General features: G+C 63.9%; 24 protein-coding genes. 15 read left to right on the top strand and 9 right to left on the bottom strand.

Translation table 11 applies throughout. The features are described from left to right. Position 1: 1 nt before the first annotated feature. The 5 genes from J2X76_RS16705 to J2X76_RS16685 form a co-directional block, all read right to left on the bottom strand. The gene (locus J2X76_RS16705) at positions 2-934 is read right to left on the bottom strand and encodes a carbohydrate ABC transporter permease (RefSeq protein ID WP_162732179.1); all 933 of its coding nucleotides are present in this window, start codon (positions 932-934) and stop codon (positions 2-4) included. 196 nt (positions 935-1,130) lie between these two features. Beyond that, complete coding sequence (locus J2X76_RS16700; protein WP_310218219.1) at positions 1,131-2,402, bottom strand: extracellular solute-binding protein; 1,272 nt, start codon at positions 2,400-2,402, stop codon at positions 1,131-1,133. Positions 2,403-2,488: 86 nt separating this feature from the next. Next, positions 2,489-3,295 carry an SDR family oxidoreductase gene (locus J2X76_RS16695; protein WP_310218216.1) on the bottom strand — a complete coding sequence of 269 codons (807 nt, stop codon included), beginning with the start codon at positions 3,293-3,295 and terminating at the stop codon, positions 2,489-2,491. Continuing rightward, positions 3,292-4,386, bottom strand: a complete 1,095-nt coding sequence (locus tag J2X76_RS16690; protein WP_310218214.1) for a sn-glycerol-3-phosphate ABC transporter ATP-binding protein UgpC — start codon at positions 4,384-4,386, stop codon at positions 3,292-3,294. Before J2X76_RS16690 ends, J2X76_RS16695 begins: the two co-directional genes overlap by 4 nt. A gap of 17 nt (positions 4,387-4,403) precedes the next feature. Next, positions 4,404-6,128: an SMP-30/gluconolactonase/LRE family protein gene (locus tag J2X76_RS16685; RefSeq protein WP_310218211.1), complete on the bottom strand. Its 1,725-nt coding sequence runs from the start codon at positions 6,126-6,128 to the stop codon at positions 4,404-4,406. A 235-nt stretch (positions 6,129-6,363) separates the two neighbouring features. Here J2X76_RS16685 and J2X76_RS16680 point away from each other — a divergent pair, with 235 nt between their 5' ends. From J2X76_RS16680 to J2X76_RS16660, 5 genes are all read left to right on the top strand, one after another. Beyond that, positions 6,364-7,515 (top strand): mandelate racemase/muconate lactonizing enzyme family protein, encoded by a 1,152-nt coding sequence (locus J2X76_RS16680; protein ID WP_310218209.1) that lies wholly within the window; start codon positions 6,364-6,366, stop codon positions 7,513-7,515. Positions 7,516-7,533: 18 nt separating this feature from the next. Beyond that, positions 7,534-8,457, top strand: coding sequence for a 2-dehydro-3-deoxygalactonokinase (locus J2X76_RS16675; protein ID WP_310218207.1), 924 nt, complete (start codon positions 7,534-7,536; stop codon positions 8,455-8,457). Between the two features lies 1 nt (position 8,458). Next, on the top strand, positions 8,459-9,394 hold the full coding sequence (locus J2X76_RS16670) for a 2-dehydro-3-deoxygalactonokinase (protein ID WP_310218204.1): 936 nt from the start codon (positions 8,459-8,461) through the stop codon (positions 9,392-9,394). Positions 9,395-9,407: 13 nt separating this feature from the next. Beyond that, positions 9,408-10,028 (top strand): 2-dehydro-3-deoxy-6-phosphogalactonate aldolase, encoded by a 621-nt coding sequence (locus J2X76_RS16665; RefSeq protein ID WP_310218201.1) that lies wholly within the window; start codon positions 9,408-9,410, stop codon positions 10,026-10,028. 94 nt (positions 10,029-10,122) lie between these two features. Beyond that, positions 10,123-10,773: a class I SAM-dependent methyltransferase gene (locus tag J2X76_RS16660; RefSeq protein ID WP_310218198.1), complete on the top strand. Its 651-nt coding sequence runs from the start codon at positions 10,123-10,125 to the stop codon at positions 10,771-10,773. Between the two features lie 7 nt (positions 10,774-10,780). Here the strand turns inward: J2X76_RS16660 and J2X76_RS16655 are convergent, their stop codons facing one another. Further along, complete coding sequence (locus J2X76_RS16655) at positions 10,781-11,632, bottom strand: MurR/RpiR family transcriptional regulator (protein ID WP_113127207.1); 852 nt, start codon at positions 11,630-11,632, stop codon at positions 10,781-10,783. A gap of 228 nt (positions 11,633-11,860) precedes the next feature. Between J2X76_RS16655 and murA the strand changes: the two genes are divergently transcribed. The 10 genes from murA to J2X76_RS16605 all read left to right on the top strand — a co-directional run bounded on the left by murA (position 11,861) and on the right by J2X76_RS16605 (position 23,418). After that, the gene (murA, locus tag J2X76_RS16650) at positions 11,861-13,117 is read left to right on the top strand and encodes a UDP-N-acetylglucosamine 1-carboxyvinyltransferase (RefSeq protein ID WP_310218195.1); all 1,257 of its coding nucleotides are present in this window, start codon (positions 11,861-11,863) and stop codon (positions 13,115-13,117) included. After that, positions 13,114-13,998: an N-acetylglucosamine kinase gene (locus tag J2X76_RS16645; RefSeq protein ID WP_310218193.1), complete on the top strand. Its 885-nt coding sequence runs from the start codon at positions 13,114-13,116 to the stop codon at positions 13,996-13,998. Before murA ends, J2X76_RS16645 begins: the two co-directional genes overlap by 4 nt. A gap of 181 nt (positions 13,999-14,179) precedes the next feature. Beyond that, positions 14,180-15,103, top strand: a complete 924-nt coding sequence (gene murQ / locus J2X76_RS16640) for an N-acetylmuramic acid 6-phosphate etherase (RefSeq protein ID WP_310218873.1) — start codon at positions 14,180-14,182, stop codon at positions 15,101-15,103. Between the two features lie 78 nt (positions 15,104-15,181). Further along, entirely contained in the window at positions 15,182-16,702 is a 1,521-nt protein-coding gene (locus J2X76_RS16635) for an ABC transporter substrate-binding protein (RefSeq protein WP_310218190.1), read from the top strand. A gap of 36 nt (positions 16,703-16,738) precedes the next feature. Further along, entirely contained in the window at positions 16,739-17,701 is a 963-nt protein-coding gene (locus J2X76_RS16630; RefSeq protein ID WP_113284649.1) for an ABC transporter permease, read from the top strand. After that, complete coding sequence (locus J2X76_RS16625) at positions 17,701-18,540, top strand: ABC transporter permease (protein WP_113127212.1); 840 nt, start codon at positions 17,701-17,703, stop codon at positions 18,538-18,540. Before J2X76_RS16630 ends, J2X76_RS16625 begins: the two co-directional genes overlap by 1 nt. Then, on the top strand, positions 18,537-20,282 hold the full coding sequence (locus tag J2X76_RS16620; RefSeq protein WP_113127213.1) for an ABC transporter ATP-binding protein: 1,746 nt from the start codon (positions 18,537-18,539) through the stop codon (positions 20,280-20,282). The genes J2X76_RS16625 and J2X76_RS16620 overlap by 4 nt, the downstream gene beginning before the upstream one ends. 12 nt (positions 20,283-20,294) lie before the next feature. Further along, positions 20,295-21,320, top strand: coding sequence for a serine hydrolase (locus J2X76_RS16615; RefSeq protein ID WP_310218186.1), 1,026 nt, complete (start codon positions 20,295-20,297; stop codon positions 21,318-21,320). Positions 21,321-21,333: 13 nt separating this feature from the next. Next, positions 21,334-22,449 (top strand): anhydro-N-acetylmuramic acid kinase, encoded by a 1,116-nt coding sequence (locus tag J2X76_RS16610; protein WP_310218184.1) that lies wholly within the window; start codon positions 21,334-21,336, stop codon positions 22,447-22,449. Positions 22,450-22,497: 48 nt separating this feature from the next. Next, positions 22,498-23,418 carry a DMT family transporter gene (locus J2X76_RS16605; RefSeq protein WP_310218181.1) on the top strand — a complete coding sequence of 307 codons (921 nt, stop codon included), beginning with the start codon at positions 22,498-22,500 and terminating at the stop codon, positions 23,416-23,418. On the opposite strand, the gene J2X76_RS16600 is transcribed toward J2X76_RS16605, so the two are convergent. The 3 genes from J2X76_RS16600 to J2X76_RS16590 are packed head-to-tail and all read right to left on the bottom strand — an operon-like array spanning position 23,415 to position 26,256. Then, positions 23,415-24,158, bottom strand: coding sequence for an ABC transporter permease (locus J2X76_RS16600; protein ID WP_310218180.1), 744 nt, complete (start codon positions 24,156-24,158; stop codon positions 23,415-23,417). The two genes, J2X76_RS16605 and J2X76_RS16600, sit on opposite strands and share 4 nt — an antisense overlap. Further along, positions 24,155-25,093, bottom strand: a complete 939-nt coding sequence (locus J2X76_RS16595; protein ID WP_113284642.1) for an ABC transporter ATP-binding protein — start codon at positions 25,091-25,093, stop codon at positions 24,155-24,157. The genes J2X76_RS16600 and J2X76_RS16595 overlap by 4 nt, the downstream gene beginning before the upstream one ends. Next, a complete protein-coding gene (locus J2X76_RS16590; protein ID WP_310218176.1) occupies positions 25,090-26,256 on the bottom strand; it encodes an ABC transporter permease in 1,167 nt (388 codons plus the stop codon). The genes J2X76_RS16595 and J2X76_RS16590 overlap by 4 nt, the downstream gene beginning before the upstream one ends. Positions 26,257-26,328 lie beyond the last annotated feature (72 nt).

The following is a 26,328-nucleotide window of genomic DNA, read 5'->3' as shown; positions in this document are numbered from 1 at the left end:
GTCAGTTTCCTTTCACCAGCATGCGCAGATAGAGGAAAGCCGGCGGCAGGAGGGCCGCGACCCACAGCACGCCGACGGCGGACGCAAAACCGATATCCCACTGCTCGAAGGCGCGGCGATAGACCTCGACCGAAAGCACCGTCGTCGCCCGCACCGGCCCGCCGCCGGTCAACGCATAGATCGTATCGAACTGCTGCAGATTGCCGATCACCCCGAGCACCACGACGATCATCAGGACGGGGCGAAGATGCGGCAGGATATGGTCGCGCAGCACCGCCCAGTTGCCGGCGCCATCGACGCGGGCGGCGTCGATCTGCTCCTTGTCGAGGTTCTGCAGGCCGGCGAGGAAGAACGACATGAAGAGCGGGATCGACAGCCAGACCTTGGTCAGCACGACGGCCAGCATGGCGCCCTCGGGCGTCGACAACCAGGCCTGCGGATAATCGATCAGGCCCAGTTCCATCAGGAAGGCATTCAGCACACCGTAGCGGGAATTGAAGATCCAGCCCCAGATGAAGGCGCTGACCGTCGCCGGCAGAACCCATGGCAGCAGCGACAGCGAACGCAGCACGCCGCGGCCCGCGAAAGGCTGATTCATGATCAGCGCCCAGCCGAGGCCGGCGATCAGCGTCCCGGTCGTCGACAGCACCACATAGATCGCAGTCGTCCAGAAGGCCGCCCAGACATCCGGGTCGGCGGCAATCTTCGCGAAATTCTCAAGGCCGATGAACCGCGGCTCCATCATCTCGACGGTATATTCGAACAGCGACAGGCCGAGCGCCGAAAGAAACGGATAGAGGATGATCGCACAAAAGCCGGTCGCCGCCGGCAGCAGCAGAAGAAGCCCGATGCGGTTCTGCCCTGCTTTCAAACCTCCGCGGTTCGCATGCGGCGAAACCGGATAGGCACCAACGTTGTTTTCGATCACGGCCATGGGGTGGTTTCCTGTTGAATGAAGGCGGCAGCCCCTGATCCGGCTGCCACCACCTTCTCCCCGCATGCGGGCAGAAGGACATATGCCGTACCCTCTCCGCCACATTCGGCGTTGCTCAGGACACGTCCCCTCTCCCTGCGGGCGGGGAGAGGGTTAGGGTGAGGGGCAGCCTTCAAATGAGGCTGCAGAAGCGGCACTACTCCGACTTCTTGGCCTTCTCCATGCTGGTCGTCAGCCGCGCCTGCATCGACTTGATGGCGTCGTCGGCAGACTTCTGGCCGAGCAGCGCCCCCTGCACTTCCTCGCCGATGATGTTGGTGAGGTCGGCGGCATTCGACCAGATCCCGACTTCGTTGCGGCGGGCGTCACCCGTCGCGGCCGACCAGTTCTTGAGGTAAGCGTCGTCGGCAACCGCCGCGCGGGCGGACTTGGTGACCGGCAGCGCGCTCATCTTCAGCGGAAGATCCGTCTGCACCTTGTCCGAAATGATGTAGGTCAGGAACTTGTCGGCCGGATCGTCCGCCTTTGCCTTGCCGCCACTGGCAAACTGCACGAGCAGATGCCCCCACTGGACGGAAACAGGCTTGTCGCCGGCCTTCAGCACCGGCGTCGGCATCGGCAGGACATTGGCGTCGAAGGCCTGGCCCTTGCCGGAGAAATCACGCAGGAAGGTGCGGGTCTGCGGCGCGTCGAGATAGAAGGCCGAAGCGCCCTGCGCCAGCAGGCGACGAGAGTCCGGGCGGTCGATTTCCGGAGCCGCCAGACGGTCCTTCATCAGCCCGACCATGAAGGTGAGCGCATCGCGGCTTTGCTTGCTGTCGACGACGACCTTGCCGGCGTCGTCGATGATCCGGCCGCCATGCACCCAGTTCCAGACCATGAAGTCGATCAGGATCGAGCCGTTGTTCTTGGTCGCCATGGAGTAAGGCACCGAGTTGGGCACCTTGTCGCGCACCGCGACCAGAGCTTTCCTGAAGTCGTCGACGCTCTTCGGCGCGTCGTTGATGCCGGCCTTGGTCAGCACTTCCCTGTTGGCCACCATGCCGATCGACCCGGACAGAAGCGGCAACGCCAGCTGCTTGCCGTTGATATTGCCCATGGCGAGCGCATCCGGCGCAAACGCAGCTTCAAGCTTGTCCTTGCCGTAGACCGTGTTCAGGTCGACCAGGTTGTCAAGGCTTGCGAAGGTCGGCAGCCAGCGTTCGGAAAGCTGGGCGATGTCAGGCAAAGTCTTCGACCGGGCGCGCAAAAAGATGTTCTTCTGCATGTCGCCCCAGGCGAAGCCGAGCGGCTCGACCGTCAGCTTCTCGGCCTTCTGAAAATTGTCCAGGACGCCCTGGACGATCGCCTTGTTGGCCTCCTCCGCGTAAGTGAAGCTCATGAAACTCAAATCGGCCGCCTTGGCTACACCCGAGCCGAGCGTGAGAGCGATGGCAGCGGTGCCGATCAGTCTGGTAAAGGTATTCATCAGATCCTCCCGAAACGATGATGATGGAACTCTGTTTCAACTTGAAAAAGAACAAGCGGCGAGCGCCGGTCTCCGCCTGATCCCCCTTAGACGACGCCTCCATCGACGATGAACGTCTGCGACGTGATGAGGCGGGAATCATCCGCCGCCAGAAACAGCGCCATGCGGGCGATATCGGGCGGCAGCAGATGCTCCTTGAGGCACTGGACCTCGAGGTATTCGGAAAATTTGCCCTGGTAGACGCGCTTGGCGCGCTCCACCTGGCGTTCGGTGAGCACCCAGCCGGGCGCGATGGAATTGACGCGGATATTCCGCTCGCCGAGCTCGCGGGCGAGCGACTTGGTCATGCCCACGACCGCGGATTTCGCGGTCGTGTAGAAGATCAGGCCGGCAGCACCGCGCATCCAGGAGATCGATCCCATGTTGATGATCGACCCGCCGCCGGCTTCCGCCATGTCCGGCACCACGGCCTGAACCGCGAAGAACTGGTGGCGCAGGTTGGTCTGGAACCGTTCGTCCCAATAGTCCGGCGTCACGTCTTCGAGCGGCTTGCGGTCGTCATTGCCAGCATTGTTGACGAGCACCCGGATAGGCCCGATCTCGGAGCGGAGCGCCTCGATCCCTGCCTTCAGGGCGTCGATGTCACGCAGATCCGCAGCATGATAGAACGGAGCATTGCCGGTCTTCCTGCCGATCGCTTCGGCCGTTTCGTCGGCAACATTGGCATTCAAGTCGAGGAAACCGACCCTGCAGCCCTGCGCGCAAAAATGCTCGACCAGCGAGGCACCGATGCCCGATCCGCCGCCGGTGATCAGCACGCCCTTGCCCTTGAGGCTCGGGTACTTCGCGGTCTCGACCTGAACCTTTGCGACGAGTTCGGGATGGATGGTCATGCGGCCTCCAGGGCAACGGCACGCGCGGAGGCAAGCGAAAGGCCATCGGCGGAAAAGACATGGATCATCGCCGGATCGACATGCACGCCAATCGGCTCGCCTCGTTTGACGGCGCGGTCGCCGGACAGGCGGACGACGACCATCTCCTCGGACCCTTCCAGCGCCACATAGGCATAGGTGTCGCTGCCGAGATGCTCGGTCATGGTGACGTTGCCAGCAAGCGAATCCGGTGCGCCGCGGCCCACCAGTTCCACATGTTCCGGCCGGATGCCGATTTCAGCCGGCGTCGAAGACAGGTTGCGCGGCAGGCGTACCTCGCCACCCGGGACAGTGAATATGCCCTCGCCCTTTCTGGCGCCGAGCTTCAGGAAGTTCATGCGCGGCGAGCCGATGAAGCCCGCGACGAAACGGTTGACCGGCTTGTTGTAGAGATCGAGCGGCGAGCCGATCTGCTCGACGCGGCCGGAATTCAGCACCACGATCTTGTCGGCCAGCGTCATCGCCTCGATCTGGTCGTGGGTCACATAGACCATCGTCGTGCCGAGCGTGTCCTTCATCCGGGCGATCTCGATGCGCATCTCCACCCGCAACGAGGCGTCGAGGTTGGAAAGCGGCTCATCGAACAGGAAGATGCGCGGTTCGCGCACGATGGCGCGGCCGATCGCCACGCGCTGGCGTTGGCCGCCGGAGAGCTGGCGGGGCTTTCGGTCGAGATAGGTATCAATGCGGAGTTTCCTGGCCGCCTGGGAGACGCGCGCGTCAATCTCCTGCTTCGGCGTACCGGCAAGGCGAAGCGCATAGCCCATGTTTTCGGCAACCGTCATATGCGGATAAAGCGCATAGGACTGGAAGACCATGGCGATGCCGCGCTTGGCCGGCGGCACGTCATTCACCAGTTCGCCGTCGATCGCCATCTTGCCCGAGGTGATTTCATCGAGGCCGCAGATGAGCCGCAGCAGCGTCGACTTTCCGCAGCCCGACGGGCCGACGAAAGCGACGAATTCGCCGTCCTCGACGGTGAGGTCGATGCCCTTCAGCACTTCGGCCGAACCGAAGGATTTGCGGATGTCTTTGAGTTCAAGCTTGGCCATGGATGTCTCTTGAGTTCTCAGCCCGCAAACATCTGGGCTGCCTGCCCCTTGATGCCGGTATCGATGGAAAACACGCTGCCGGAGAGCGGCGCTTCGGAAAGCTGGGCGGCCGAAAGCCGGATACGGGCAGACGTAACGAATAGGGTCTGCATGTCGGGGCCGCCGAAAACGCAGCTTGTCGGGCGCGGTATCGGCAGGTTGATCACCCGTTCCACTTTCCCTTGAGGATCGTAGCGGGTGACGCACCAGCCGTCCCAATGGGCGACCCAGACGAAACCTTCCGCATCCACCGTCATGCCGTCTGGCTTGCCTTCGGCCTCCGGTACGACAATGAACGGACGACGGTTGGCGATCTCGCCACTTTCAATATCGAAATCATATGCATAGATCGTTTGCTTCGCCGTATCTGTGAAGTACAGGATGCGGTCGTCCGGGCTCCAGCCGAGGCCGTTGGAGACGTGGAAGCCGCGGTCCATTTCCTGTGACCGGCCATCCGGATCCAGCCGCCACAGCCGCCCCTGGTCCGGCGACGTGTCGATCGCCAGAGTACCCGCCCAGAGCCTGCCGCGGCGGTCGCATTTGCCGTCGTTGAAACGGTTGCCCGGGCGGTCGGCTTCCGGCCGGGCGATGGTGGTAATGTCGCCTGTCGTCAGATCGATGCCGCGGATCTCGCCATGCATGGCGGCAACGAAACCGCCGCGCGAACGCGGAATGACGAAACCGATCAGTTCCGGCACCTGCATGGACGTATAGGTGCCCTTGGACGGATCGCCGGTATGGACGGCAGGCGCCAGGATATCGACGAAATAGAGCTTCTTGTGCTCCGGCGACCAGTGCGGGCCTTCGCCAAGGAACGTGCTTGCGGGAATGACACAGCGCACATCGGCGCGGTCCGGGCCAAGGGGGCGCGGCTTGACCGCAAGCGACATGGCGAATTCTCCAAAATTGCCGGAGGTGCGGCGCGCCGCCTCGATGACGTCGCGGCCGAAAGCGTGCAGCCGGTCGACAGGCAGGCGGAAAGACGGGCCGATGATGCCGATCGCCCCGATCGGCTCGCCGCGATGATTGAGAACCGGGGCCGCCACGGAAGAAATGCCGATATGCTGCTCGTCGATAGAGACGGCGTAGCCACGCGCCTTGGTAAGATCGAGCTGCCGGCTGAGTTCTTCGGCATTGACGATCGTATTCGGGGTCAGCCGTTCCAGCTCGACGCCATCGAGCAGGGCGCGACGCTTTTCGAGCGACAGATGCGCCAGGATCGCCTTGCCAAGGCCGCTCGCATGCGGCGCGGCGCGCGATCCGACGCCATTGTTGAGGCGCAGCGGCTGCGGCACTTCCCGCTGGTCGATATAGAGAACGCTGTCGCCATCGAGCACGCCGAGACGGATCGCCTCGCCGGTCAGGTCGCGAAGCCGCGCCAATTCCGGTTCCGCGGCACCGCGCAGGTCAAAGTTGTCCCAGACCTTGTGCGCCCACTGGAAGAGGCGCGGCGCCAAACGATAGACCTGATCGCGGGTATCGAAGGCAAGCAGCCGTTCGTCTACCAGCGCCTGCAGCAGACGGTGCAGCGTGCCCTTCGGCAGCTGCGTCTGATCGAGCAGTTCGGTGAAGCGCAGGCCGCGGGCTTCCGCCGCCACCGCATCGACGATCTGGATGCCGCGCGTCAGTGCCTGCACGCCCGGCACGCCATGCGTGTCGTTGGCGACATCCTTGTCGATCGCTTCCAATTGTACCTTGGCCATGTCCTCTCCCGAGAGCGCCGTGCGTCCGTTCGGACACACAAAGGACGCTCTCAATTTTAAAACGGCGCATCGACCGAAAACCGGATCGATTTTGGTCGATGCGCCAGGGTGATTTTGTCACCCACCGGCACAGCATTTTGCCTCGCTCTTGCCAAGAGAGTTATCTTGGAACTAAGTTCCATGTCAACAGTGAAACTGAAGCGGCCCCGGAAACGGCTGCCCAAGGGAGGATATCTTGCGCATTACCAAAGTGGATCACTGGCTGGTCCGTATGCCGTTTACCGAGGACATTCTCTGGGGTTCAGGCCGGCGGATAGGCACGACGCGGCTGATCTGCCGGATCGAGACGGATGCCGGGATCGTCGGCTGGGGTGAAACGATCTCGCTGATCGCCAATGTGCCTGCGGTGTTTTCCGATATCGTCGCGCCGCTGGCGCTCGGCTATCCGGTCGCGGATGCGGAGCGTTTCCACCGGCATGTGCTCGGCGCCGGCTTTTATCACCACAAGCGCGCCGCGGTGATGGCGATCTGCGCCATGGAAATGGCGATGTGGGACGCGCTCGGCAAACAGGCCGGCCTGCCGCTCTATGCCATGTGGGGCGGTCGCTGGCGCAAGGATGTGGAAGCTGCCGCCTATCTCTTCACCAACGACCCCAAAGGTCTCTCCGAACGGCTGAAGCGCTTCCTCGATCTCGGTTACACGACCTTCAAGGTAAAAATCGGCTTCGACGAGAGGAGCGACATCATGCTCGCCGAGACATCCCGAAAGGTGATCGGCGACCATCCGCTGCGGCTCGACGTCAACGGCGCCTGGAATCCCGCGACCGCCAAGCGCCAGCTCGAAAAGCTGAAAGCCTTCGATCCCGCCTATGTGGAACAGCCGCTGGAACTCGACGATCTCGCCGGCCATGCAGCACTCGTCGCAAACTCCGCCGTGCCGATCGCGCTCGACGAAAGCGCCTATACGCTCTCCGACGTGGGGAATATCGTCCGCGCCCATGCCGCCGATGTCGTGCTTCTCGATCCGCACGAAGCCGGCGGCTTGTGGCAGACGATCAAGGCGGCGGCGATCTGCGAGGCAGTCGGCATGTCGGTGACGCTGCATTCCGGCGCCGAACTCGCCCTGTCGCAATCCGCCTATATCCACCTCGCAGCCTCCCTGCCGAACATGTCGATCGCCATCGATACCGAACGCGCCTATCTCGGCGGCGATGTCTCGCCCAATCCACCGGTCCTGAAGGATGGTCGGTTCCAGGTGCCGGAAGGGCCGGGCCTCGGCGTCGAGGTGGATATCGACATGCTCGAAAAATACCGGGTGGATGGCATTGCTGGCGCCTATCTCGATACCGCGCGCAAGGACTGGTTTCCCGTCAAACCCGCCTACTGATCATAGGAATAATTTCCAATGTATATTGCCATTGAATGGACTTCCGCCGCTTTCCGGGCACTGCTTCTCGACGACGACACGGCACTCGGTGAAAAGAAAAGCGATCGCGGCACCACCAGGGTCGCCGCCGGCGATTTCGAAACCGCGCTCAGGGAAGAACTCGGGGACTGGATCGACAAGGCGGAAAAGATCTTGTTTTCGGGCATGGTCACCAGTCGCAATGGCTGGATCGAAAGCCCGTTTGCGCCCGTGCCGGCTGGCCCTGCCGACCTCCTGGCGCAGGCGATCACCCATCAGGTGGAAGGCCTGCCGCCGCTGATCTTCCTGCCCGGCATCGCCCAGACGAAGCCGCTTCCGGACGTGATGCGCGGCGAGGAAATGTCGCTCTTCGGCCTCACGGAAACCAACGGCATCTTCGTGCTCCCCGGGCCGCATGCCAAGTGGGTGACGATGGAAGGCGGGCGCATCACCGCCATCACCACCTACATGTCCGGCGAAATCCTCAATCTGCTCAAAAAGGATTCGCTCGTCTCCCGCCTCATCCCCGCAACCTATGAAGAGAACCCGGAGGCATTTCGCCGCGGCGTCCAGACAGCCCATGAAGAGAACACCCTGCCCGGCCGCATCCTCGCCCGTATCTTTTCGGCCCGCAGTCTCGTGCTGTTCGACCGGCTGGCGCCCGAAGAGATCGCCGATTATCTCGCAGGACTGATGATCGGCGGGGAAATCTCCGAAGCGCTTGGGGCCGACAGATCGAAGAAAATCGATATCGTCGGCCACGCCGCGATTGCCGGTCGTTACAAGACGGCGATCGAGCTCTTCGGCGGACAGGCAAATCTCGTCACGCCCGATATCGCCGCCGGTTTCCGTCGGGTCGCCTCTCGACAGGGCGATGGGTCACGGGCTATCGAAGGGGCGAAAGCCGCTTCGGGAGAAATGTGACATGCCAATACCAACCTCGATCATCCTCGATTGGGGAACGAGCTCGTTGCGCGCCATGCTGGTTTCGGAAACAGGCGAGACGCTCGATACCCGGGATACGTCGAGCGGCGGCATCCAGTTCGTCAAGGACGGCGCCTTCGAGGCGGCGCTGATGGGGACCGTCGGCGAATGGTTCTCGGCGCATGGTCCCCTGCCGGTTCTGGCAAGCGGCATGATCACCAGCCGCAACGGCTGGGTGGAAGTACCCTACGTTGATACGCCGGGCGGTGTCGCCGAACTAGCCGCGGGAACGAAGACGCTGACGCTGGCGAACGGCGCGGTCATCACTTTCCTGCCCGGCATGCGCGATCCGGCAGCGAAACCGTTTCCGGACGTGATGCGCGGCGAGGAAACCCAGATCGTCGGGTACGGCCTCGACCGCGACCGCACGCTTGTCCTGCCCGGCACCCACAGCAAATGGGCCCGGATCAGGGACAACCGCATCGACGGTTTCCAGACCTATGCGACCGGCGAGGTGTTTGCGCTTCTGACCAAACATTCGTTCATCGCCAAGGCCCTGGAGCCGCAACCCGGCGCCGAGCCGGACTGGAAGTCCTTCGATCAGGGCGCCGAATTCGCGGCAAGCGATTCGGCTTCCGCCGACGCCTTTCTCTCGGCGATCTTCAGCGCCCGCACCGGCATTCTGGACGGCAAGCTGAAGCCGGAGGATATTCTGGACTACGTCTCTGGCCTCGTCATCGGCTCGGAATTCCGCCAGGCCCGGGCCGCCGGATGGTTCAGGACCGGCGATGCGATCGGTATCGTCGGCAACAACGTGCTCAACAGCCGGTACGGCCGCATCGCGCCCCTGTTCGGGCTGACGGTCGAACCCGGCCCGGACAATGCCGCCAAACGCGGCATCCTGCTGATCGCCGCACACGCTACTGCAAAGAAATAAAGGGAGTTCCGAGATGACCTTCGAAGAGGCGCTCAAGGCATGCAATCTGGTCGCCATCCTACGCGGCATCAAGCCGGAAGAGGCTGAAAGCGTCGGCGAGGTGCTGGTCGAGGCGGGCTGGCGGATCATCGAAGTGCCGCTCAATTCCCCCGATCCGCTGAAGAGCATCGAAAAGCTCGTCAAACGCTTTGGCGACCAGGCGCTGATCGGCGCCGGCACCGTGTTGACGCCCGCTCAAGTCGCAGACGTCGCCGCGACCGGCGCCAGGGTGATCATTTCGCCGAATGCCAATGTCGAGGTCATCAAGGCCAGCCGCGCGGCGGACATGGTGAGCCTGCCGGGTGTCGCAACCCCCACCGAAGCCTTCGCGGCGATCGAGGCCGGCGCCACCGGCATCAAGGCGTTTCCGGCGGAAGCCATCCCGCCACATGTCATCAAGGCGTGGAAGGCAGTGCTGCCGAAGCACATCCCGGTGCTTGCCGTCGGCGGCGTCACGCCTGAGAACATGGCGGTCTACGCGCAGGCGGGTACGGCCGGATTCGGCATCGGCTCCTCCCTTTACAAACCCGGCGCCGATATCGCCTCCATCGGGCAAAAGGCGAAAGAATTCATCGACGCAATGCGTGCCCTCTGAGGTTAGAAAGCCCGTCGCAAAAGCGTCGTGAAGCGGAACTATCGTTTTCGTCCTGAGTTTCAGTCCGAGCAGGGCAAACCGGAGGGGGACTAGCTTGGCAGTGATCCGCAACAGCGCCGAACATCAGCAGAAGGTGTATGAACGGTGGGCGCCGGTCTATGACCGGGTCTATCGTGGCTTGCTGCGCGACGGGCACCGCACGGTTGCGAAGCTCGCCGCCGAGGCGGGCCGGGACATCCTCGAGGTCGGCGTCGGCACCGGGCTTGTCTTGCCCTACTATGAGAAACACTGCCGTGTGACCGGCATCGATCTTTCCGAACACATGATCGCCAAGGCGCGCGAAAAGGTCGCCCGCCACCGGCTTGGCCATGTGCAATCGCTGCATGTGATGGATGCGCACAACCTCGACTTTGCAGGCCACTCGTTCGATGCCGTCTGCCTTCCCTTCGTCATCACCCTGATCCCGGATCCCGAACGCGCGCTCGACGAATGCGCCCGCGTGCTGCGACCCGGCGGCGAGATCATCGTCGCGAGCAAACTCGGCGACGGGCGCGGCCTGCAGGGAGCGATCGAGGAAGCCGTCGCACCGCTGGTCCACCGGGTGGGTTGGAGTTCGTCCTTCCGCATCTCCCGGATCGTCGAATGGGCCGAGCGCCGTGGAGATTTCGAGGTGGCAGGTATCCGCCGGGTTTTTCCGAATGGTTTCTTCAAGGTCATGCGGCTGAAGCACCGCCTGAGCGCCTGAACTCGGGTCACTTTGTCTTCAGTACCGAGACCGCAAGCTCGCTGTTATGGACATATTCGTTGGCGTCCGGCTGGCGTTGGACGAGCAGGATGAACAGCAGGTCCGTCAGCATCAGCTGCGCGTCTCGTGCGGTGATGGACGAAGACCGCACGCGCTCCTCGTCGGCGACCGTATAAAGCCGGATATCCGCCGCCTGCATCAACGCATTGCCGTTGAGACCGGTAATCGCAATCACCGTCGCACCACGCTGCCGCGCCAGTTCGGCAATCCTCAGCGTCTCGATGCTGGTGCCGGAATAGGAAAGGGCCAGCAGCACATCCTGGCTGTTGAGCGTCGAGACATTGGCCATCTGCACATGGCTGTCGCTGTCATGCAGCACGTTGCGGCCGAGCTTCATCAGCTTGTAGGAAAAGTCCCGGGCGACCAGCGACGAGGCCCCGACGCCCGCCATATGGATGCGTCGCGCATCGTTGAGTGCGGTCAGCGCCCGCTCGATCTCCTGTTCGTTGTTGACCGCAAGCGTCTGCTGCATCGAGAGCATCTTGCTGCCGATCAGCTTCTGCAGGATCGTCAGGTAGCTGTCGCCGACCTCGATCGAGCCGTGGATCATGCCAGGCGGCGCATGCCATTCCTGAGCCTTCGCCTCGCTGACGGCGAGTTTGAGTTCCTGGTAACCGGCAAAACCGAGCTTCTGGCTGAACTTGACGACGCTCGACTGGCTGCGCCCCGTTTCGGCAGCAAGGGCCGCGGAGGAAAGCCGCAGCATCTGGTCCGGATTGTCGAGGATGAACTGGCCGATCTCTCGGTCCGCCGGTGCCATATCCTCAAGCTGCGCGTTGATCTTCTTTAAGACTGACATGCGTTCCTTCGGAAGCTTCGCGATACGGTTTGGACGATGGCGGAGGATAGCACCGCAACGCCCGTCTGCAACACCGTTTCCATTCTCGACCCCAGGATGGATTATCGCAGATAACACCGCCCAAAGGAATAAAAAATTCCGAAAGATTGACAGGAACGCCGGGTGGTTTAGTTTCGGGAAAGCGTAGAGTGATTTGAGATTCACCGCACCTCTTCGACAGGTTTCGTCATGGACAGATTACGGATCGTCGGCGGTCATCGGCTTCAGGGGGCCGTCACCATTGCCGGGGCGAAAAACGCGGCCCTTCCGCAGATTGCGGCAACGCTGCTGAGCCCCTACCCGGTCGAGCTTACCAACCTGCCGCAGGTCAGCGACGTGGAAAACATGCTCGGCGTGGTCGAGCTGCATGGCGCCGAGGTCACCCGCAACGGCCAGTCCACCATCGTCGATGCGAAGGCGATCGTCTCGAAAGAAACATCCTATGACACCGTCCGCAAGATGCGCGCGACCGTGCTGGTTCTGGCGCCGTTGCTCGCCCGTTTCGGCCAGGCGCGCGTCTCGCTCCCCGGCGGCTGCGCCATCGGAGCGCGTCCGGTCGACATGCATATCAAGGCGCTCGCGGCGCTCGGAGCCGATATCGATATCGAGAGCGGCCTGATCGTCGCTTCGGCACCGGGCGGCCTGAAGGGCGGACGCATCGTGCTTCCCTCTCCCTCGGTCGGCGCCACCGAGACGGCGATGATGGCGGCCACCGCCGCCAAAGGCGAAACCGAGATTCTCAATGCCGCCCGCGAGCCGGAGGTCGCCGACCTCGCCGCCTGCCTGATCGCCATGGGCGCACGCATCGAAGGCGCCGGAACCCATCGCATCCTGGTGGAAGGTGCCACGACCTGGCAGCCGGCGAAACATCACGGCATCCCCGACCGGATCGAAGCCGGAACCTATGCCGTGGCGGCCGCGATTACCGGCGGCATGCTCGAACTCACCAATGCTCGCCTGGAAAACATGGCCTCGATCGTGCAGGTGCTGGAGGCGATGGGCGTCAGCATCTGGCCGAGCGACCGCGGCCTCGTCGTTTCGCGCGAGGGGCCGCTCCGGGCGACAGACATCACCACCGAACCCTATCCCGGCTTCCCGACCGATCTCCAGGCACAGTTCATGGCGCTTGCCGCCTGCGCGGAAGGTGCGTCGCTTATCCGGGAAACGGTCTTCGAAAGCCGCTTCATGCACGTGCCGGAACTGATGCGTCTCGGCGCCAACGTGGCGCTGCAGGGCACCACCGCGCTGGTGCGCGGCGGCGCGCCGCTGAAAGGCGCGCAGGTGATGGCGACGGATCTGCGCGCCTCCGTGTCGTTGGTACTGGCCGGGCTCGTGTCATCGGGCGAAACGATCATCAACCGGGTCTACCATCTCGATCGCGGCTACGAGCAACTCGACCGCAAGCTTCGCCAGTGCGGCGCCGATATCGAGCGGCTCAGCGCATGACGACCGGAACAGAGCACTTTTTCCTGGGCGTCGACGGCGGCGGGACCGGCTGCCGCGCCCGCATCGAGGACGGATCCGGCGTGGTGCTGGGACAAGGCCTTTCGGGCCCCGCCACGACACGTCTCGGTATCGAGGAGGCCTGGGCTTCGATCTCTCGCGCCTTCAACGCAGCCTTCGACGAAGCAGGCTTCGGACCCGAAGAGGTAGCCCGCACCCATGTGGGCGTCGGCCTTGCCGGCACCGGACGCAAGGGGTCGGTCGAAGCGTTGATGGCGATCCCGCATCCATTCGCCAGCATCGATTTCGTCAGCGACGGCATGGGCGCCTGCCTCGGTGCCCATTCGGGCCGCGACGGCGCGATCGTGATCGCCGGCACAGGTTCGATCGGACTTGGTTTCGCCGAAGGGCGCAGCCTGCGCGTCGGTGGCTACGGCTTCCCGATCTCCGATGAAGGCAGCGGCGCCGATCTCGGCCTGAAAGCCATCCAGTTTGCGTTGCGAGCCAATGACGGGCGGATGGAAAAGACCGCTCTTCTGATCGAAGTCATGCAGCGTTTCCAGAACGATCCCGCAGAAGCCATAGCCTGGATGGACCGCTCGTCGGCAACCGACTACGCCTCGCTCGCGCCGATGGTCATGCGCCATGCGGACCAGGGCGATTCCGCCGGCCGCCGTATCGTCCAGAGTGCCGCCGAACAGATCGACACGCTGGTGCGTACCCTGTTCGACCAGGGGGCCCCTCGCGTGACGCTGCTGGGGGGCCTGTCGAGCCCGCTTGAGGCCTGGCTGGCACCCGATGTCCGCCGCCGCCTGAAACCCGCCGACGGCGATGCCGTCTCGGGCGCGATCATCCTCGCCCGCAAGGCCCTACAAGCTTCCTGAGCCTCGATCCTGCTCCCCCGATAAATCCAGGCAACAAGGAATAATATATTCCAATACTCGATTGACTCGTGGAATGGATGATCCTAATCCTTTGGGAAAGGCAACGAAGGGTGAGGAGCTACCTCGTATGACGCAGATCCTGCGAAGCGCTGCACCGGACCCGGATCTCGAAGGCAGGGTCATGAGCGACGAACGGCTGATATCCGAACTGGAAAGACTTGTTTCGGAAGACCGCAATCCCCGCTCCATGGATATCGACCTGCTACCGACCGTCGACGTCCTCCGCGAGATCAACGAGGAAGACAAGGGTGTCGCGACTGCGGTCGAAAAGGTCATCCCGCAGATAGCCGAAGCCGTCGATGAAGTGGTTCGCGCCTTTCAAAAGGGCGCGCGGCTGATTTATATCGGCGCCGGCACAAGCGGCCGTCTCGGCGTCCTCGACGCTTCCGAATGCCCGCCGACCTTCAGCGTTCCGGAAGGCATGGTCGTCGGCCTGATCGCCGGCGGCGACTACGCGCTACGCCATGCCGTAGAAGGTGCGGAAGACAGCCCGGAACAGGGCCGGCAGGACCTTCTGGACATCGGCCTGACCGCCGACGACGTCGTCGTTGGCATCGCCGTCAGCGGCCGCACTCCTTACGTTATCGGCGCATTGAACTACGCCAGGGAGCTTGGCGCCAGAACGGTGGCCCTCTCCTGCAATCCCGACGCCGTCATCGCCGATATCGCAGACATCGCCATTTCACCGGTCGTCGGCCCGGAAATCCTGACCGGCTCGACCCGGTTGAAATCCGGCACCGCCCAGAAACTCGTGCTCAACATGCTGACCACCGCCAGCATGATCCGCATCGGCAAGACCTATCAGAACCTGATGGTCGACGTGTACGCCAGCAACCAGAAGCTCGTCGCCCGCGCCGCGCGCATAGTCATGCAGGCGACCGGCTGCACGGCCGAGGAGGCACGCCGCGCGCTTGACCTCACCGGCAACGACGTCAAACTGGCGATCCTGATCGCGCTGACGGGAATGGATGTCGATGCGGCGCGCGCAGCACTCGACGATGCCGGAGGCTTCCTCCGCAAGGCAATTGATGGGAAGACAGCGTAAAGCTGCTGAATGAGGACCGCGGCCGTTTGAATGTGACTGGCCGGGATGACGAAGAGATCTCAAAAGAGGGAGCATAAAATGGGAAGACATCTTTCGACCAAACTGCTGTCCGGCCTCGCACTGGCCGTCGCCATCGGCGTGACGGCAATCGCCTCGCCGGCATCCGCCGCCTCGCTGAAAATGGCCTGGAAGCAGGATGCGACCGGCCTTGATCCGCACAAGCAGACCGCGTTTTCGTCGATCCGCCTGCTGGAGCTGATCTATGAGCCGCTGGTTCGCTTCGACAAGGATCTGCAGATCGTCCCGGCCGTCGCGGCCTCCTGGGAATTCACGCCCGACGCCAAGCAGCTGACCTTCAAGCTCAACCCGAATGCAAAGTTCCAGGACGGCAAGCCGGTCACCGCCGCCGACGTCAAGGCGTCCTTCGAACGCGTTCTCGACGAAAAGACCGCCGCCGCCGCGCGCGCCAACTACCTGTCGATCGCCTCGATCGAGACGCCGGACGACAAGACGGTCGTCTTCAAGCTGTCACAGCCCGACGTGCCGCTGCTCGCCGCCATGGCAAGCATCAACGCTGCGATCGTCCCGGCTGCCGAGATCGCCGCAGGCGCGATCGGCACCAAGGCACTCGGCTCCGGCCCGTTCAAGCTCGACAAGTGGGAGCCCAACTCCAAGGAAACGCTCTCCGCCAACAAGGACTGGGCCGGCGGCAAGGTGGCGGTCGACGGCATCGACATCAGCGTCCTGCCGGACGAGACCGCGATCCTCGCGGCGCTCCGCACCAAGCAGGTGGATTTCGCGCTGATCAACGATCCGCTCGTCGCGACGCTCGTGCCGAAAGAGCCCAGCCTGCAACTGAACCGCATGCCGGTTCTCGCCTATCACGTGCTGCAGCTCAACGCGTCGCGCAAACCGATGGACAACCTCGCCGTCCGCCAGGCGATCTCCTGCGCCGTCGACCGCCAGGACGTGCTCGACACGGCTTCCGTCGGCGAAGGCAAGGTCACCGGCCCGCTGACCATGCCGGGCTATACCAGCGATGCCTCGACGCTGTTCTGCTACAAGAAGGATATCGCCAAGGCGAAGAAGCTGATGGCCGATGCCGGCTTCGCGAGCGGCTTCTCCGCCACCGTGATCGCCGCCAACGGCGAACCGGCAACGGCCGCCGCCGAAGCGCAGGTCCTGCAGTCGCAGCTCGCCGAGATCGGCGTCAAGCTCAACATCAAGATGATGGAGCTCAACGTCTATGTGGACACCTGGCTGAAGGGCGATTTCGACATGGCGGTGGCGCTGAACGGCGGCCGCGCCGACCCCTATCCGATGTATAACCGCTACTGGACGAAGACCGGCAACCTGCAGAAGGTGGCGAACTATATCGACGACACGCTCGACAGCCTGATGCAGAAGGGCCGCGTCGAGACCGATCCGGCCAAGCGCAAGGCGATCTTCGCCGATTTCGAAAAGCACCTTGTCGAGGTCTCGCCCTGGGTCTGGCTCTATACATCCTACAGCTATACCGCCCAGCAGAAGAACGTTCAGGGCTTCGTGCCGACACCGGAAGGTTCGCTGTTCGGCCTGAGCAAGGTCACGTTGAAGTAATCGCGAAAGCATGACGGATACGAGGTTGTTGCACGAATGAGTTACCTGGCGCGACGGCTGTTGACGTTTCCGCTCGTGATGCTCGGGGTTTCCATCCTCGTGTTCTTCGCAATCCGCATGGTGCCGGGCGACGCGATCACCGCGATGCTCGGCACCGAGGCGGGCCTTCTGACGCCTGCCCAGAGGGCGGCGCTGGCCGCCTATTTCGGCATCGACAAGCCGATCCTGGTACAATACTGGAGCTGGCTCCTCGGCGTCCTCCAGGGCGATCTCGGCATTTCCGTCATCCACGGCAAGCCGGCCCTCGCCATCATCCTCGAACGTTTCCCACTGACGCTGCAGCTCGCCCTGATGTCGATGTGCGTGGCGCTTCTCGTCGGCCTGCCGGCCGGCGTGTTCGCCGCCACCCGCAACGAAAGGATGTCCGATCTAGCGGTGCGGATCTTTGCGATGATCGGCCAGTCGACCCCCAATTTCGTCGTTGGCCTGCTGATCATCTACGCGCTGTCGGCCGGTTTCGGCATCCTGCCGACCATGGGCGAGTTCACGCCGCTGTTCACCGACCCCTTGCGCAATCTCGGCCAGATGATCCTGCCGGCGATCACGCTCGGTTTTGCCTTCGCCGCCTCGGTCACCCGCATCTCGCGCTCCGCAATGCTCGATGTGCTTTCCGACGACTATGTCCGCACCGCCCGTTCGAAGGGCGTGCCGAAACGCAGCGTTATCTGGCGCCATGCCCTGCCGAACGCGCTGATCCCGGTCGTGACGCTCAGCGGCGTCGAATTCGGCTACCTGCTCGGCGGCGCCGTGCTGGTCGAGCAGATCTACGCCCTGCCCGGCCTAGGCCGTCTCGTCCTCGAAGCGATCCTGCAGCGTGATTACGCCCTGGTGCAGGGCTGCGTCCTCTTCATTGCCTTCAACTTCCTGGTGGTCAACCTGCTCGTCGATCTCCTCTATGTGACGCTCGATCCCCGCATCCGGCTCGGAGAGGGCAACTGATGTCGATGCTGCGTGCAATTTTCAGCCATCCCAGCGGCAGGATCGGCGGGACCATCGTCCTGCTCTACATCGTCGTGGCGCTGCTCGGCATGTCCGGCATCACCCCGCACAATCCTCTGCAGCAGTTCCGCATCGACCGCCTGCATGCGCCGAGCGCCCTATACTGGATGGGCACTGACCTGTTCGGACGCGATGTCGCGAGCCGCCTGATGAATGGCATCGGCCAGTCCTTCCTCGTCGCCTTCTGCTCGGTGGCGATCGCCACCTTTGCCGGAACCGTGCTCGGCCTCACGGCCGCCTGGTTCGGCAAGGCCTGGGACGGGCTCGTGATGCGCATCATGGACGTGCTGCTCGCCTTCCCGGCCATCCTGCTCGCCCTGCTGATCATTGCCGTTGTCGGCCCCGGGACCTGGACCAGCGTCGCGGCGATCGCCATCGTCTACACGCCGATCTTCACCCGCGTGGTGCGGGGTCCGGCGCTGTCCATCAAGGCCCGCGAATTCGTGGACGCCGCACGGACCTTCGGCTCCAGCCGGCGCTATATCCTGACCCGGCACCTGCTCCTCAACCTCGTCGCGCCGCTGACCGTCCAGGTGACGCTGGCGCTGGCATGGTCGCTGCTGACCGAGGCCGGTTTGAGCTTCCTCGGCCTCGGCACCCAGCCGCCGGCCTCCTCGCTGGGTCTCATGCTCGCCGACAGCCGCAACCTGATGGAAAACGCGCCCTGGATGCTGATCTTCCCGGCGGTCGCCATCATGATCAGCATCCTCGGCTTCAACCTGCTCGGCGACGCCCTTCGCGATATCCTCGACCCCAAGACGCGGAGGTCCGCGCCATGACACCGCTTCTCTCGGTATCCAGCCTGCGCGTCGGTTTCGGCCGTGATCCCCGGGCAAACGAGATCGTCAAGGGCGTCAGCTTCGACCTCGATGCCGGCGAAACGCTGGCGATCGTCGGCGAAAGCGGCTCCGGCAAATCCGTGACCGCGCTCTCCGTCAACCGGCTTGTCGATTTCGGCGGCGGCCGCATCATCGGCGGCTCGATCGCCCTGAAACGCGCCGACGGCAGCATCCTCGACATCACCGGGGCGCAAGAGCCTGTGCTCGAAAAGATCCGCGGTTCCGAGATCGGCATGATCTTCCAGGAACCGATGACCTCGCTCAACCCTGTCCTGACCATCGGCACCCAGATCGAGGAATCCTTCCGACTGCATCGCGGCCTGACCGGCACGCAGGCGACGGCTGCCGCAAAGGACGCGCTCGACCGCGTCCGCATTCCCGATGCCGCGCGGCGCCTTAAATACACGCCGAACCAGCTTTCGGGCGGCATGCTCCAGCGCGTCATGATCGCCATGGCGCTCGCCTGCAATCCGCGCCTGCTGATCGCCGACGAGCCCACGACCGCACTCGACGTTACGGTGCAGGCGCAGATCATGGCGCTGCTCGGCGAGCTGAAGCGCGAGACCGACATGGGGATGATCTTCATCACCCACGATATCGGTCTGGTCGCCGGCATTGCCGACAAGGTCATGGTCATGCAGGCCGGCGAAGCGGTCGAACAGGGTCCGCTCGGCGACGTCCTCGATCAGCCGAAACATCCCTATACCCGGCACCTCCTCAGCGCCGTGCCGCATTTCGAATCCGGCCGCGCCGCCCGCTCCGATTTCAGCCGGGAAAAATCCGAGGCGATCGTACCCGCCCTGAAGGTCGACGGACTGACGGTGCGCTTCAAGGTCGCGGGCAGCATTCTTACCCGCTCGCCGGGTTCGGTCCATGCGGTCGAGAATGTCGGCTTCGACCTGATGCCGGGCGAGACGCTGGCGATCGTCGGCGAAAGCGGCTCAGGCAAATCGACGACCGCGCGCGCCATCCTTGGCCTCGTGAAGCCGACCCGCGGCAGCTTTTCCGCCAATAATGGCGCGATCGTCGACGGCAGTGATCCCTCCGTGCAGATGGTCTTCCAGAACCCCTACGCGTCTCTCAATCCGCGCCTGAGGATCGACAGCATTCTCGCGGAACCGGTGATCGCCGCCGGCGGCCGGATCGACGCCGAGACCCGCGCGAAAATGGTCGCGCTGCTGAAGCGCGTCGGCCTGCCCGAAAACAGCCTGCTGCGCTACCCGCACGAATTTTCCGGCGGCCAGCGCCAGCGCCTCTGCATCGCCCGCGCGCTGATGCTCAATCCGTCGATCGTCGTGCTCGACGAGGCGGTCTCGGCGCTGGACGTCTCGGTCCAGGCCAAAGTGCTGGAACTGCTGGTCGACCTGCAGCACGAATACGGCCTCGCCTATCTGTTCGTGTCGCATGACATGGCGGTCGTCGAGCGTATCGCCCACCGCATTGCTGTGCTGTATGCCGGCCAGATCGTCGAGATCGGCGACGCCGCATCGGTGCTGTCAAACCCGCAACACTCTTACACGAAGCGCCTGATTTCCGCCGTGCCGAGCATCGAACGCCGCAACCAGCATTTCGAACTCGACACACGCCAGGTCCCGTCGCTGGTTCGCCCGCAAGGCTTCGAACCGCCGCCCGCCAAGTGGCGGACATATGGGGCCGATCACCAAGTCAGGGCGGAAGGCTGAGGATCGAGCATCATGGGCGACAGAGCTTCCGCCAGTCCCGAATTTGCCGCCGTCTTCGAACGCGGCTTCGCCCCGCTCGCGGCGGCTGTAAGCGACAAACGCATCCCCGGTGGCGTGCTCGGCATCGTCGATCTCAAACATGGCCGTTTGACCCGTGCCATCGGCTCGGCGCAGGTCGTTCCCGCCACGCGCCCGATGACCGAGGAAACCTGGTTCGATCTCGCATCGCTCACCAAGGTGATCTTCACCACGACGCGCATCCTGAAACTTGCCGATGAAGGCGTCATCGATCTCGATGCTCCGCTCACCGCCCTGCTGCCGGATTTGCGCCAGTACGATGCCGATGCCTGGGAGCGGAAGATCACCTTCCGCCAGTGCCTCGGCCACCAGACGCCCTTCCCTGCCGTGGAGCCGATCTATACCTACGGCCGCGACCCGGACCTTTTGCGCGCCTTCATCCTGCAGCGGGATTGGAGAGCCGGGCCGCCGGTCTATTCCGACATCAACTTCATCCTGCTCGGCTTCGCGCTGGAACGGCTGACGAAAAAGACGCTGCGCGACCTCGATCCGGGCCAGGGCTTGGCCTGGTCCGCCGATCCGGAACATTCGGCCGCAACCGAAGACTGCACCTGGCGGCATCGGGTGCTGTCAGGCGAAGTGCATGACGACAACTGCTCGGCGCTTCAAGGTTCCGGCCATGCCGGCCTGTTCGGTACGGTGACGTCGGTTCTCGATTTCGCCGAAAGCCTGCTCGACGGCACCGGTGCCTCGAAAAGCGCTATCGCATTGATGCGCACGCCGCTCTCCAACAAGCGGACGCATGGCTGGGAACATCCCTATGCCGACTGGTGGGGCGGCACGACCTGCAGCCCTGCCACGATCGGCCATACCGGCTTCACCGGGGTAAGCCTGCTGGTCGATTTCGACAGGGGGCGCGCCGCAACACTGCTGACCAATCGCATTCACCCGACCCGCCATTTCGACAGCGGCATCCTGGCGCTGAGACAGGCGGTCGGCAATCTCGTCTACCAGTCTTGAGAGGAGCTGGACCATGGAGCCAATCTGGGCCGTCGGCCTGATGACCGGAACCGTTCTCGACGGCAATATCGACGTGGCTCTCCTGAAGACCGACGGCGAGACGATCGAGACTTTTGGCGCTTATACGCTCGCCCCCTATCCGCCGGAAATCCGCACCCTGCTTGAGGAAACGCTCGCGCAGGCTCGGGTCTGGAATTTCGAAGGACCGGATCCGGCAATCTTTCGCGAGGCCGAGGAAGCGCTGACGAGGGCGCAGTCCTACGCGGTCAGGGACCTCGTGGAGAGCACGGGGCTCACCATGGCCGATATCGGCATCGTCGGCTTCCACGGCCAGAGCGTCCTGCACCGGGCGCCAACGAAGGAGCGGATCGGCGACACCCGCCAGCTCGGCGATGGGGAACTCATGGCGTCGATCCTCGGCACCAAGGTCGCCTACGATTTCCGCTCGGCGGATGTTCGCGCCGGCGGCCAGGGCGCGCCGCTTGCCGCCGCCTATCATTCCGCCCTGCTGCGCGGCGTCGATACGAGCGGCGATACCGCCGTGCTCAATCTCGGCGGCGTCGCCAACATCACCTGGTGGGATGGCAAGGACTTGGTTATCGCCTTCGACACCGGTCCGGCCAATGCGCCGCTCAACGATTTCATCAAGGCGCGCGGGCTCGGTGAGATGGACCGCGATGGCGCGCTCGGCGCCTCCGGCAAAGTGGATGAGGAACGCCTGGCGAAGCTTCTCCAGCATCCCTATCTCACGGCACCTTACCCGAAATCGCTCGACCGCTTCGACTTCACCGCCGCCATGGCGGATGGTCTCGACGATGCCACCGGCGCGGCGACGCTGTCGGCCTTCACGGCATCGGCCGTCGGCAAGGCGCTCGATCTTCTGCCGCACCGTCCGAAGCGGCTGATCGTCTCGGGCGGCGGCCGCCGCAATCCGACGATCATGTCGATGATCGAAAGCCGCGCCGGCGTCAAAGCCGTTTCCGCCGATACCCTCGGCTGGCGCGGCGATGCGGTGGAAGCGGAATGTTTCGCGTTTCTCGCGGTACGCGTTTTGCGCGGCCTGCCGATCAGCTTTCCGACAACCACCGGTGCACCAAAACCCTTGCAAGGTGGCCGGCTCGCCGGGTAAGTCCCGGCTTTCGAAATACGGGATCAGAGTCGGGAGCGCTCGGGCATCATGAACAGAAGAGCTGCCTCGGCGATAACGGGCAATGCGGTACTGGCAGGCATCCTGCTGATGCTGCTCGGCGATTTCATGTTTGCGCTGAACGACGCGATGGGCAAATGGCTGGTGGCGAGCTTCTCCGTCGGCCAGGTCTTGCTGATCCGCTCGATCGGGGCGTTTTTCGTGCTCGGGCCGATGCTCAGCCGCCAGCCGGTTTCGGCGCTCTACAAGGTCGAGAAGCCGCCATTGCATGTGCTGCGCATCGTCCTCTCGACCGCCGATACCGGGCTTTTCTATGCCGCAGTCGCCTACCTGCCGCTCGCGGACGTCATGACCTTCTATATGGCCGGTCCGATCTATGTCGCGGCGCTCTCGCATTTCCTGCTCGGCGAGCGTATCGGCTGGCGGCGCTGGCTCGCGGTCCTGATCGGCTTCATCGGTGTTGTGATCGCGCTGCGTCCCTCTTCCGAAATGCTGTCATTGCCGTCTATCTTCGGTCTCATCGGCAGCCTTTCCTTCGCATTGACGCTGGTGCTGAACCGCATGCTCCGCTCGACGCCCGACGCGACGCTCGTCACCTGGCAGACGCTCGCCTGCCTCGTGGCCGGCGCGTTCCTGGCCATCGGCAACTGGAGCCCGTTCAATACCGGCGAACTGCTTGCCCTGCTGCTGCTCGGCATCGTTTCCTGCGCCGCGCATCTGCTGATCACCCGTTCGCTGAAGCTCGCGCCTGCCTCGGTTCTCGCGCCGCTGCAATATACGCTGCTGCTCTGGGCGATCGTGCTCGGCTGGATCTTCTTCGGCGATTTTCCGGATGTGCAGACGCTTGCAGGCGCCGGCATCATCGTTGTTGCCGGACTGTTCATCTTCCATCGCGGCAACCTGAAACAGGATGCGGAACCGGTCGTACCGACCGATTCCAGCCACGGCTAGGCCGTCCCCGTCCGACGGGCGATCATCGCTTCGACGGCCGAGAGCCCGTCATAGATCAGCACCGCAAGCGCGCCGACGATCAGGCCGCCCTGCAGCACGAAGGCCAGGTTGTTCGACTGCAGCCCGGCGATGATCACTTCGCCGAGCGTCTTTGCTGCGACCGTCGAACCGATCGTCGCGGTCGCAAGGCTGATCACCACCGAAAGCCGGACGCCCGCGACGATGATCGGCAGCGACAACGGCAGTTCCACCTGGAGGAGCCGCTGGAAAGGGGTCATGCCGGAACCCCGTGCCGCCTCCATTACCGACCGCGGAAGATTGGTGAGTGCGGTCAGGGTATTTTCGAAGATCGGCAGAAGGCCGTAGAGAAACAGCGCGATCAGCGTCGGTTTTTCGCCGAAACCGACGGCCGGCACGGCGAGCGCCAGCACCGCGACCGGCGGAAACGTCTGGCCGATATTCACCAGGCTGCGGGACAGAGCCAGGAACTCCGCCCCGAACGGCCTGGTGACGAGGATCGCCAGAAGCACGGCGATGACCGTCGCCGCCAGCGTCGCAATAAACACGGTCCGCAGATGCAGCAGCGTCAGGCTGAGCAGGCTGCCCTGATTGTAGATCGCCGGCGCGTTCGGCTGTACAAGCGGCTTGAGCAGCGGCTCGAAGCTTCCCGGCGACAGCAGGAAAGCGATCAGCACGACAAGCAGAAGGCCTCGCAGAAGGGTCGGCACCCACTCCCTCATCGTTGCCTCGCGGCGCGCTTGAGGATTGCGTCGAGTGTGACCCGGCCCATCGGTGTACCGGTCTTCGAGACGACGGGAAGCGCGTTGCGGCCGCTCCAGATGAGATCGGCCAGCGCTTCCTGCTGGCTCCTGTCTTCGCGGATCGGCGCCCCTTCCGCCTCGCCCGGTTCGGCCGCAGCACCGGTTTTTGCGATCGATAGCAGGCGGAACGGCCGCTCCGCATCGCCAATCAGGGTTTCGACGAAGGGCGTGGCCGGCGAACATACCAATTCGGCCGGCGGCCCGTACTGCACCACCCTGCCCTTGTCCATCACCGCGATCTTGTCGGCCAGATGGAAGGCCTCGTTCATGTCATGGGTGACGAGCACGATCGTCGTGCCGAAGTGTTTCTGGATCGCCAGCAGGTCCTCCTGCGCCTTGGCGCGGATGATGGGGTCGAGCGCCCCGAAGGGCTCGTCCATCAGCAGCACGTTCGGCTCGGCCGCGAGCGCCCGGGCAACGCCAACGCGCTGCTGCTGGCCGCCCGAAAGTTCGTGCGGATAGCGCGGTCCGAACGTCTTCGGCTCGAGCTGGAAGAGCGTCAGCAATTCCTCGACCTTGGCGTCGATCCGGGCCTTCGTCCAGCCGAGCAGACCCGGCACGGTCGCGATGTTCTGGGCCACCGTCCGGTGCGGGAAAAGGCCGTGCCCCTGGATGGCGTAGCCGATCCGGCGGCGCAGCTCGTAGCCGGGGATCGACCGGTTGTCCTCGCCGTCGAGCCGGATGGCGCCCTCGCTCGCCTCCACCAGCCGGTTGATCATCCGGATCAGCGTCGTCTTGCCCGAACCGGACGTGCCGACGACGACCGTGACGGTGCGCGGCTCGATCACCATCGAGACATTGTCGACGACGGTTACGCCGTCATAGCGCTTGGTGATGGCGTCGATCTCGATCATGCGGATCTGGCTCCGTTGGGGACACGGGAGTTCATTTCGATCAGCGCGTCGAGGACGACGGCCGAGGCAAAGGCAAGCGCCACGGTCGGTACGGCGCCGAGCAGAACCAGATCCATCGCCGTCTGGCCGATGCCCTGGAAGACAAACACGCCGAAACCGCCGCCGCCGATCAGGGCGGCAATCGTCGCCATGCCGATGTTCTGGACGAGCACGATACGGATCGCCGTCAGGATGACCGGCAGCGCCAGCGGAAACTCGACCTTGAACAGCCGCTGGCGGCCGGTCATGCCGATGCCGCGGGCGGCGTCGTTGGCCGCGCGCGGCACGCCGGCAAGCCCGACGACCGTATTGGCGACAACAGGCAGCAGCGAATAAAGGAATAGCGCCACGAAGGCAGGCGCCACCCCGATGCCACGGATACCGATTGCCGCCGCACCCGGCACATTCGCGGCAATCCAGCCGAGCGGCGCGATCAGCAAGCCGAAAAGCGCGATAGACGGGATGGTCTGAACGAGGTTCAGCGTGTTGAGGACGCCGTCCCTGAGCGGCGTCACCCGATGACAGAGGATGCCGAGCGGCAGCCCGACGAGAACCGCCGCAAACAGCGAGCCGAGCGCCAGTTCCACATGCTTGCCCGCCTCGACCCAGAAGACATCGGCGCGGCCGGAATATTCCTTCATGATCGACAACCCGTTCCAGCTCCCCGACATCAGCAGAGCGCCGACGCCGACCGCCGCCAGGATCAGGAATAGCACCCGCATTCCCGGCGGAGGCTCAAGCCGCGTGATGGCATCGGCGGCCAGAAGCGCGAAGGCGAACAGCAGGATCCAGAAGCCGGAGGCGGGAGAGACACGGGCATAGGTATTGCCGGCCGGCGTCAGGAAGGTCGCCGCATACCCGATCGCAAGCGTCAGCGCCGCAAGTGCTGCGACGGCGGCAAGCAGCTTAATCCACGGCGACGTACGAAACAGTGCCGCGGCAGTCGCGGCAACGAGCAGGCCGGCCAGGCTCCAGCCCGCCCAGGCCGGCAGCGATTGAAGCATGGCCTCCGCCTGTCCCTGCACGATGCGGTTGGGCTTGAGCGTCGCAAAGGACGACCAGAGGGCGCCATAGACGGCAAGAAGGGCGATGACGAAACCGAGCTTATCGAACTGAACTCTCAAACGCCCCTGCCCTCATTGCCGACCCATGACCGATGAAAAAGCCGGGCGCTCGAACGCCCGGCCCATGTTGGC

The organism is Neorhizobium sp. 2083, from assembly GCF_031455615.1.
Classification (GTDB): domain Bacteria; phylum Pseudomonadota; class Alphaproteobacteria; order Rhizobiales; family Rhizobiaceae; genus Neorhizobium.
The sequence above is the reverse complement of the archived record's forward strand: the minus strand, read 5'-3'. Positions and strand labels throughout refer to the sequence as shown.

Bases quoted from the DNA above. Each gene is read 5' to 3' on its own strand.
- J2X76_RS16705 (WP_162732179.1), bottom strand. From the start codon at position 934: ATGGCCGTGATCGAAAACAACGTTGGTGCCTATCCGGTTTCGCCGCAT.
- J2X76_RS16700 (WP_310218219.1), bottom strand. From the start codon at position 2,402: ATGAATACCTTTACCAGACTGATCGGCACCGCTGCCATCGCTCTCACG.
- J2X76_RS16695 (WP_310218216.1), bottom strand. From the start codon at position 3,295: ATGACCATCCATCCCGAACTCGTCGCAAAGGTTCAGGTCGAGACCGCG.
- J2X76_RS16690 (WP_310218214.1), bottom strand. From the start codon at position 4,386: ATGGCCAAGCTTGAACTCAAAGACATCCGCAAATCCTTCGGTTCGGCC.
- J2X76_RS16685 (WP_310218211.1), bottom strand. From the start codon at position 6,128: ATGGCCAAGGTACAATTGGAAGCGATCGACAAGGATGTCGCCAACGAC.
- J2X76_RS16675 (WP_310218207.1), top strand. From the start codon at position 7,534: ATGTATATTGCCATTGAATGGACTTCCGCCGCTTTCCGGGCACTGCTT.
- J2X76_RS16670 (WP_310218204.1), top strand. From the start codon at position 8,459: ATGCCAATACCAACCTCGATCATCCTCGATTGGGGAACGAGCTCGTTG.
- J2X76_RS16665 (WP_310218201.1), top strand. From the start codon at position 9,408: ATGACCTTCGAAGAGGCGCTCAAGGCATGCAATCTGGTCGCCATCCTA.
- J2X76_RS16655 (WP_113127207.1), bottom strand. From the start codon at position 11,632: ATGTCAGTCTTAAAGAAGATCAACGCGCAGCTTGAGGATATGGCACCG.
- murA (WP_310218195.1), top strand. From the start codon at position 11,861: ATGGACAGATTACGGATCGTCGGCGGTCATCGGCTTCAGGGGGCCGTC.
- J2X76_RS16645 (WP_310218193.1), top strand. From the start codon at position 13,114: ATGACGACCGGAACAGAGCACTTTTTCCTGGGCGTCGACGGCGGCGGG.
- murQ (WP_310218873.1), top strand. From the start codon at position 14,180: ATGAGCGACGAACGGCTGATATCCGAACTGGAAAGACTTGTTTCGGAA.
- J2X76_RS16635 (WP_310218190.1), top strand. From the start codon at position 15,182: ATGGGAAGACATCTTTCGACCAAACTGCTGTCCGGCCTCGCACTGGCC.
- J2X76_RS16630 (WP_113284649.1), top strand. From the start codon at position 16,739: ATGAGTTACCTGGCGCGACGGCTGTTGACGTTTCCGCTCGTGATGCTC.
- J2X76_RS16625 (WP_113127212.1), top strand. From the start codon at position 17,701: ATGTCGATGCTGCGTGCAATTTTCAGCCATCCCAGCGGCAGGATCGGC.
- J2X76_RS16620 (WP_113127213.1), top strand. From the start codon at position 18,537: ATGACACCGCTTCTCTCGGTATCCAGCCTGCGCGTCGGTTTCGGCCGT.
- J2X76_RS16615 (WP_310218186.1), top strand. From the start codon at position 20,295: ATGGGCGACAGAGCTTCCGCCAGTCCCGAATTTGCCGCCGTCTTCGAA.
- J2X76_RS16610 (WP_310218184.1), top strand. From the start codon at position 21,334: ATGGAGCCAATCTGGGCCGTCGGCCTGATGACCGGAACCGTTCTCGAC.
- J2X76_RS16605 (WP_310218181.1), top strand. From the start codon at position 22,498: ATGAACAGAAGAGCTGCCTCGGCGATAACGGGCAATGCGGTACTGGCA.
- J2X76_RS16600 (WP_310218180.1), bottom strand. From the start codon at position 24,158: ATGAGGGAGTGGGTGCCGACCCTTCTGCGAGGCCTTCTGCTTGTCGTG.
- J2X76_RS16595 (WP_113284642.1), bottom strand. From the start codon at position 25,093: ATGATCGAGATCGACGCCATCACCAAGCGCTATGACGGCGTAACCGTC.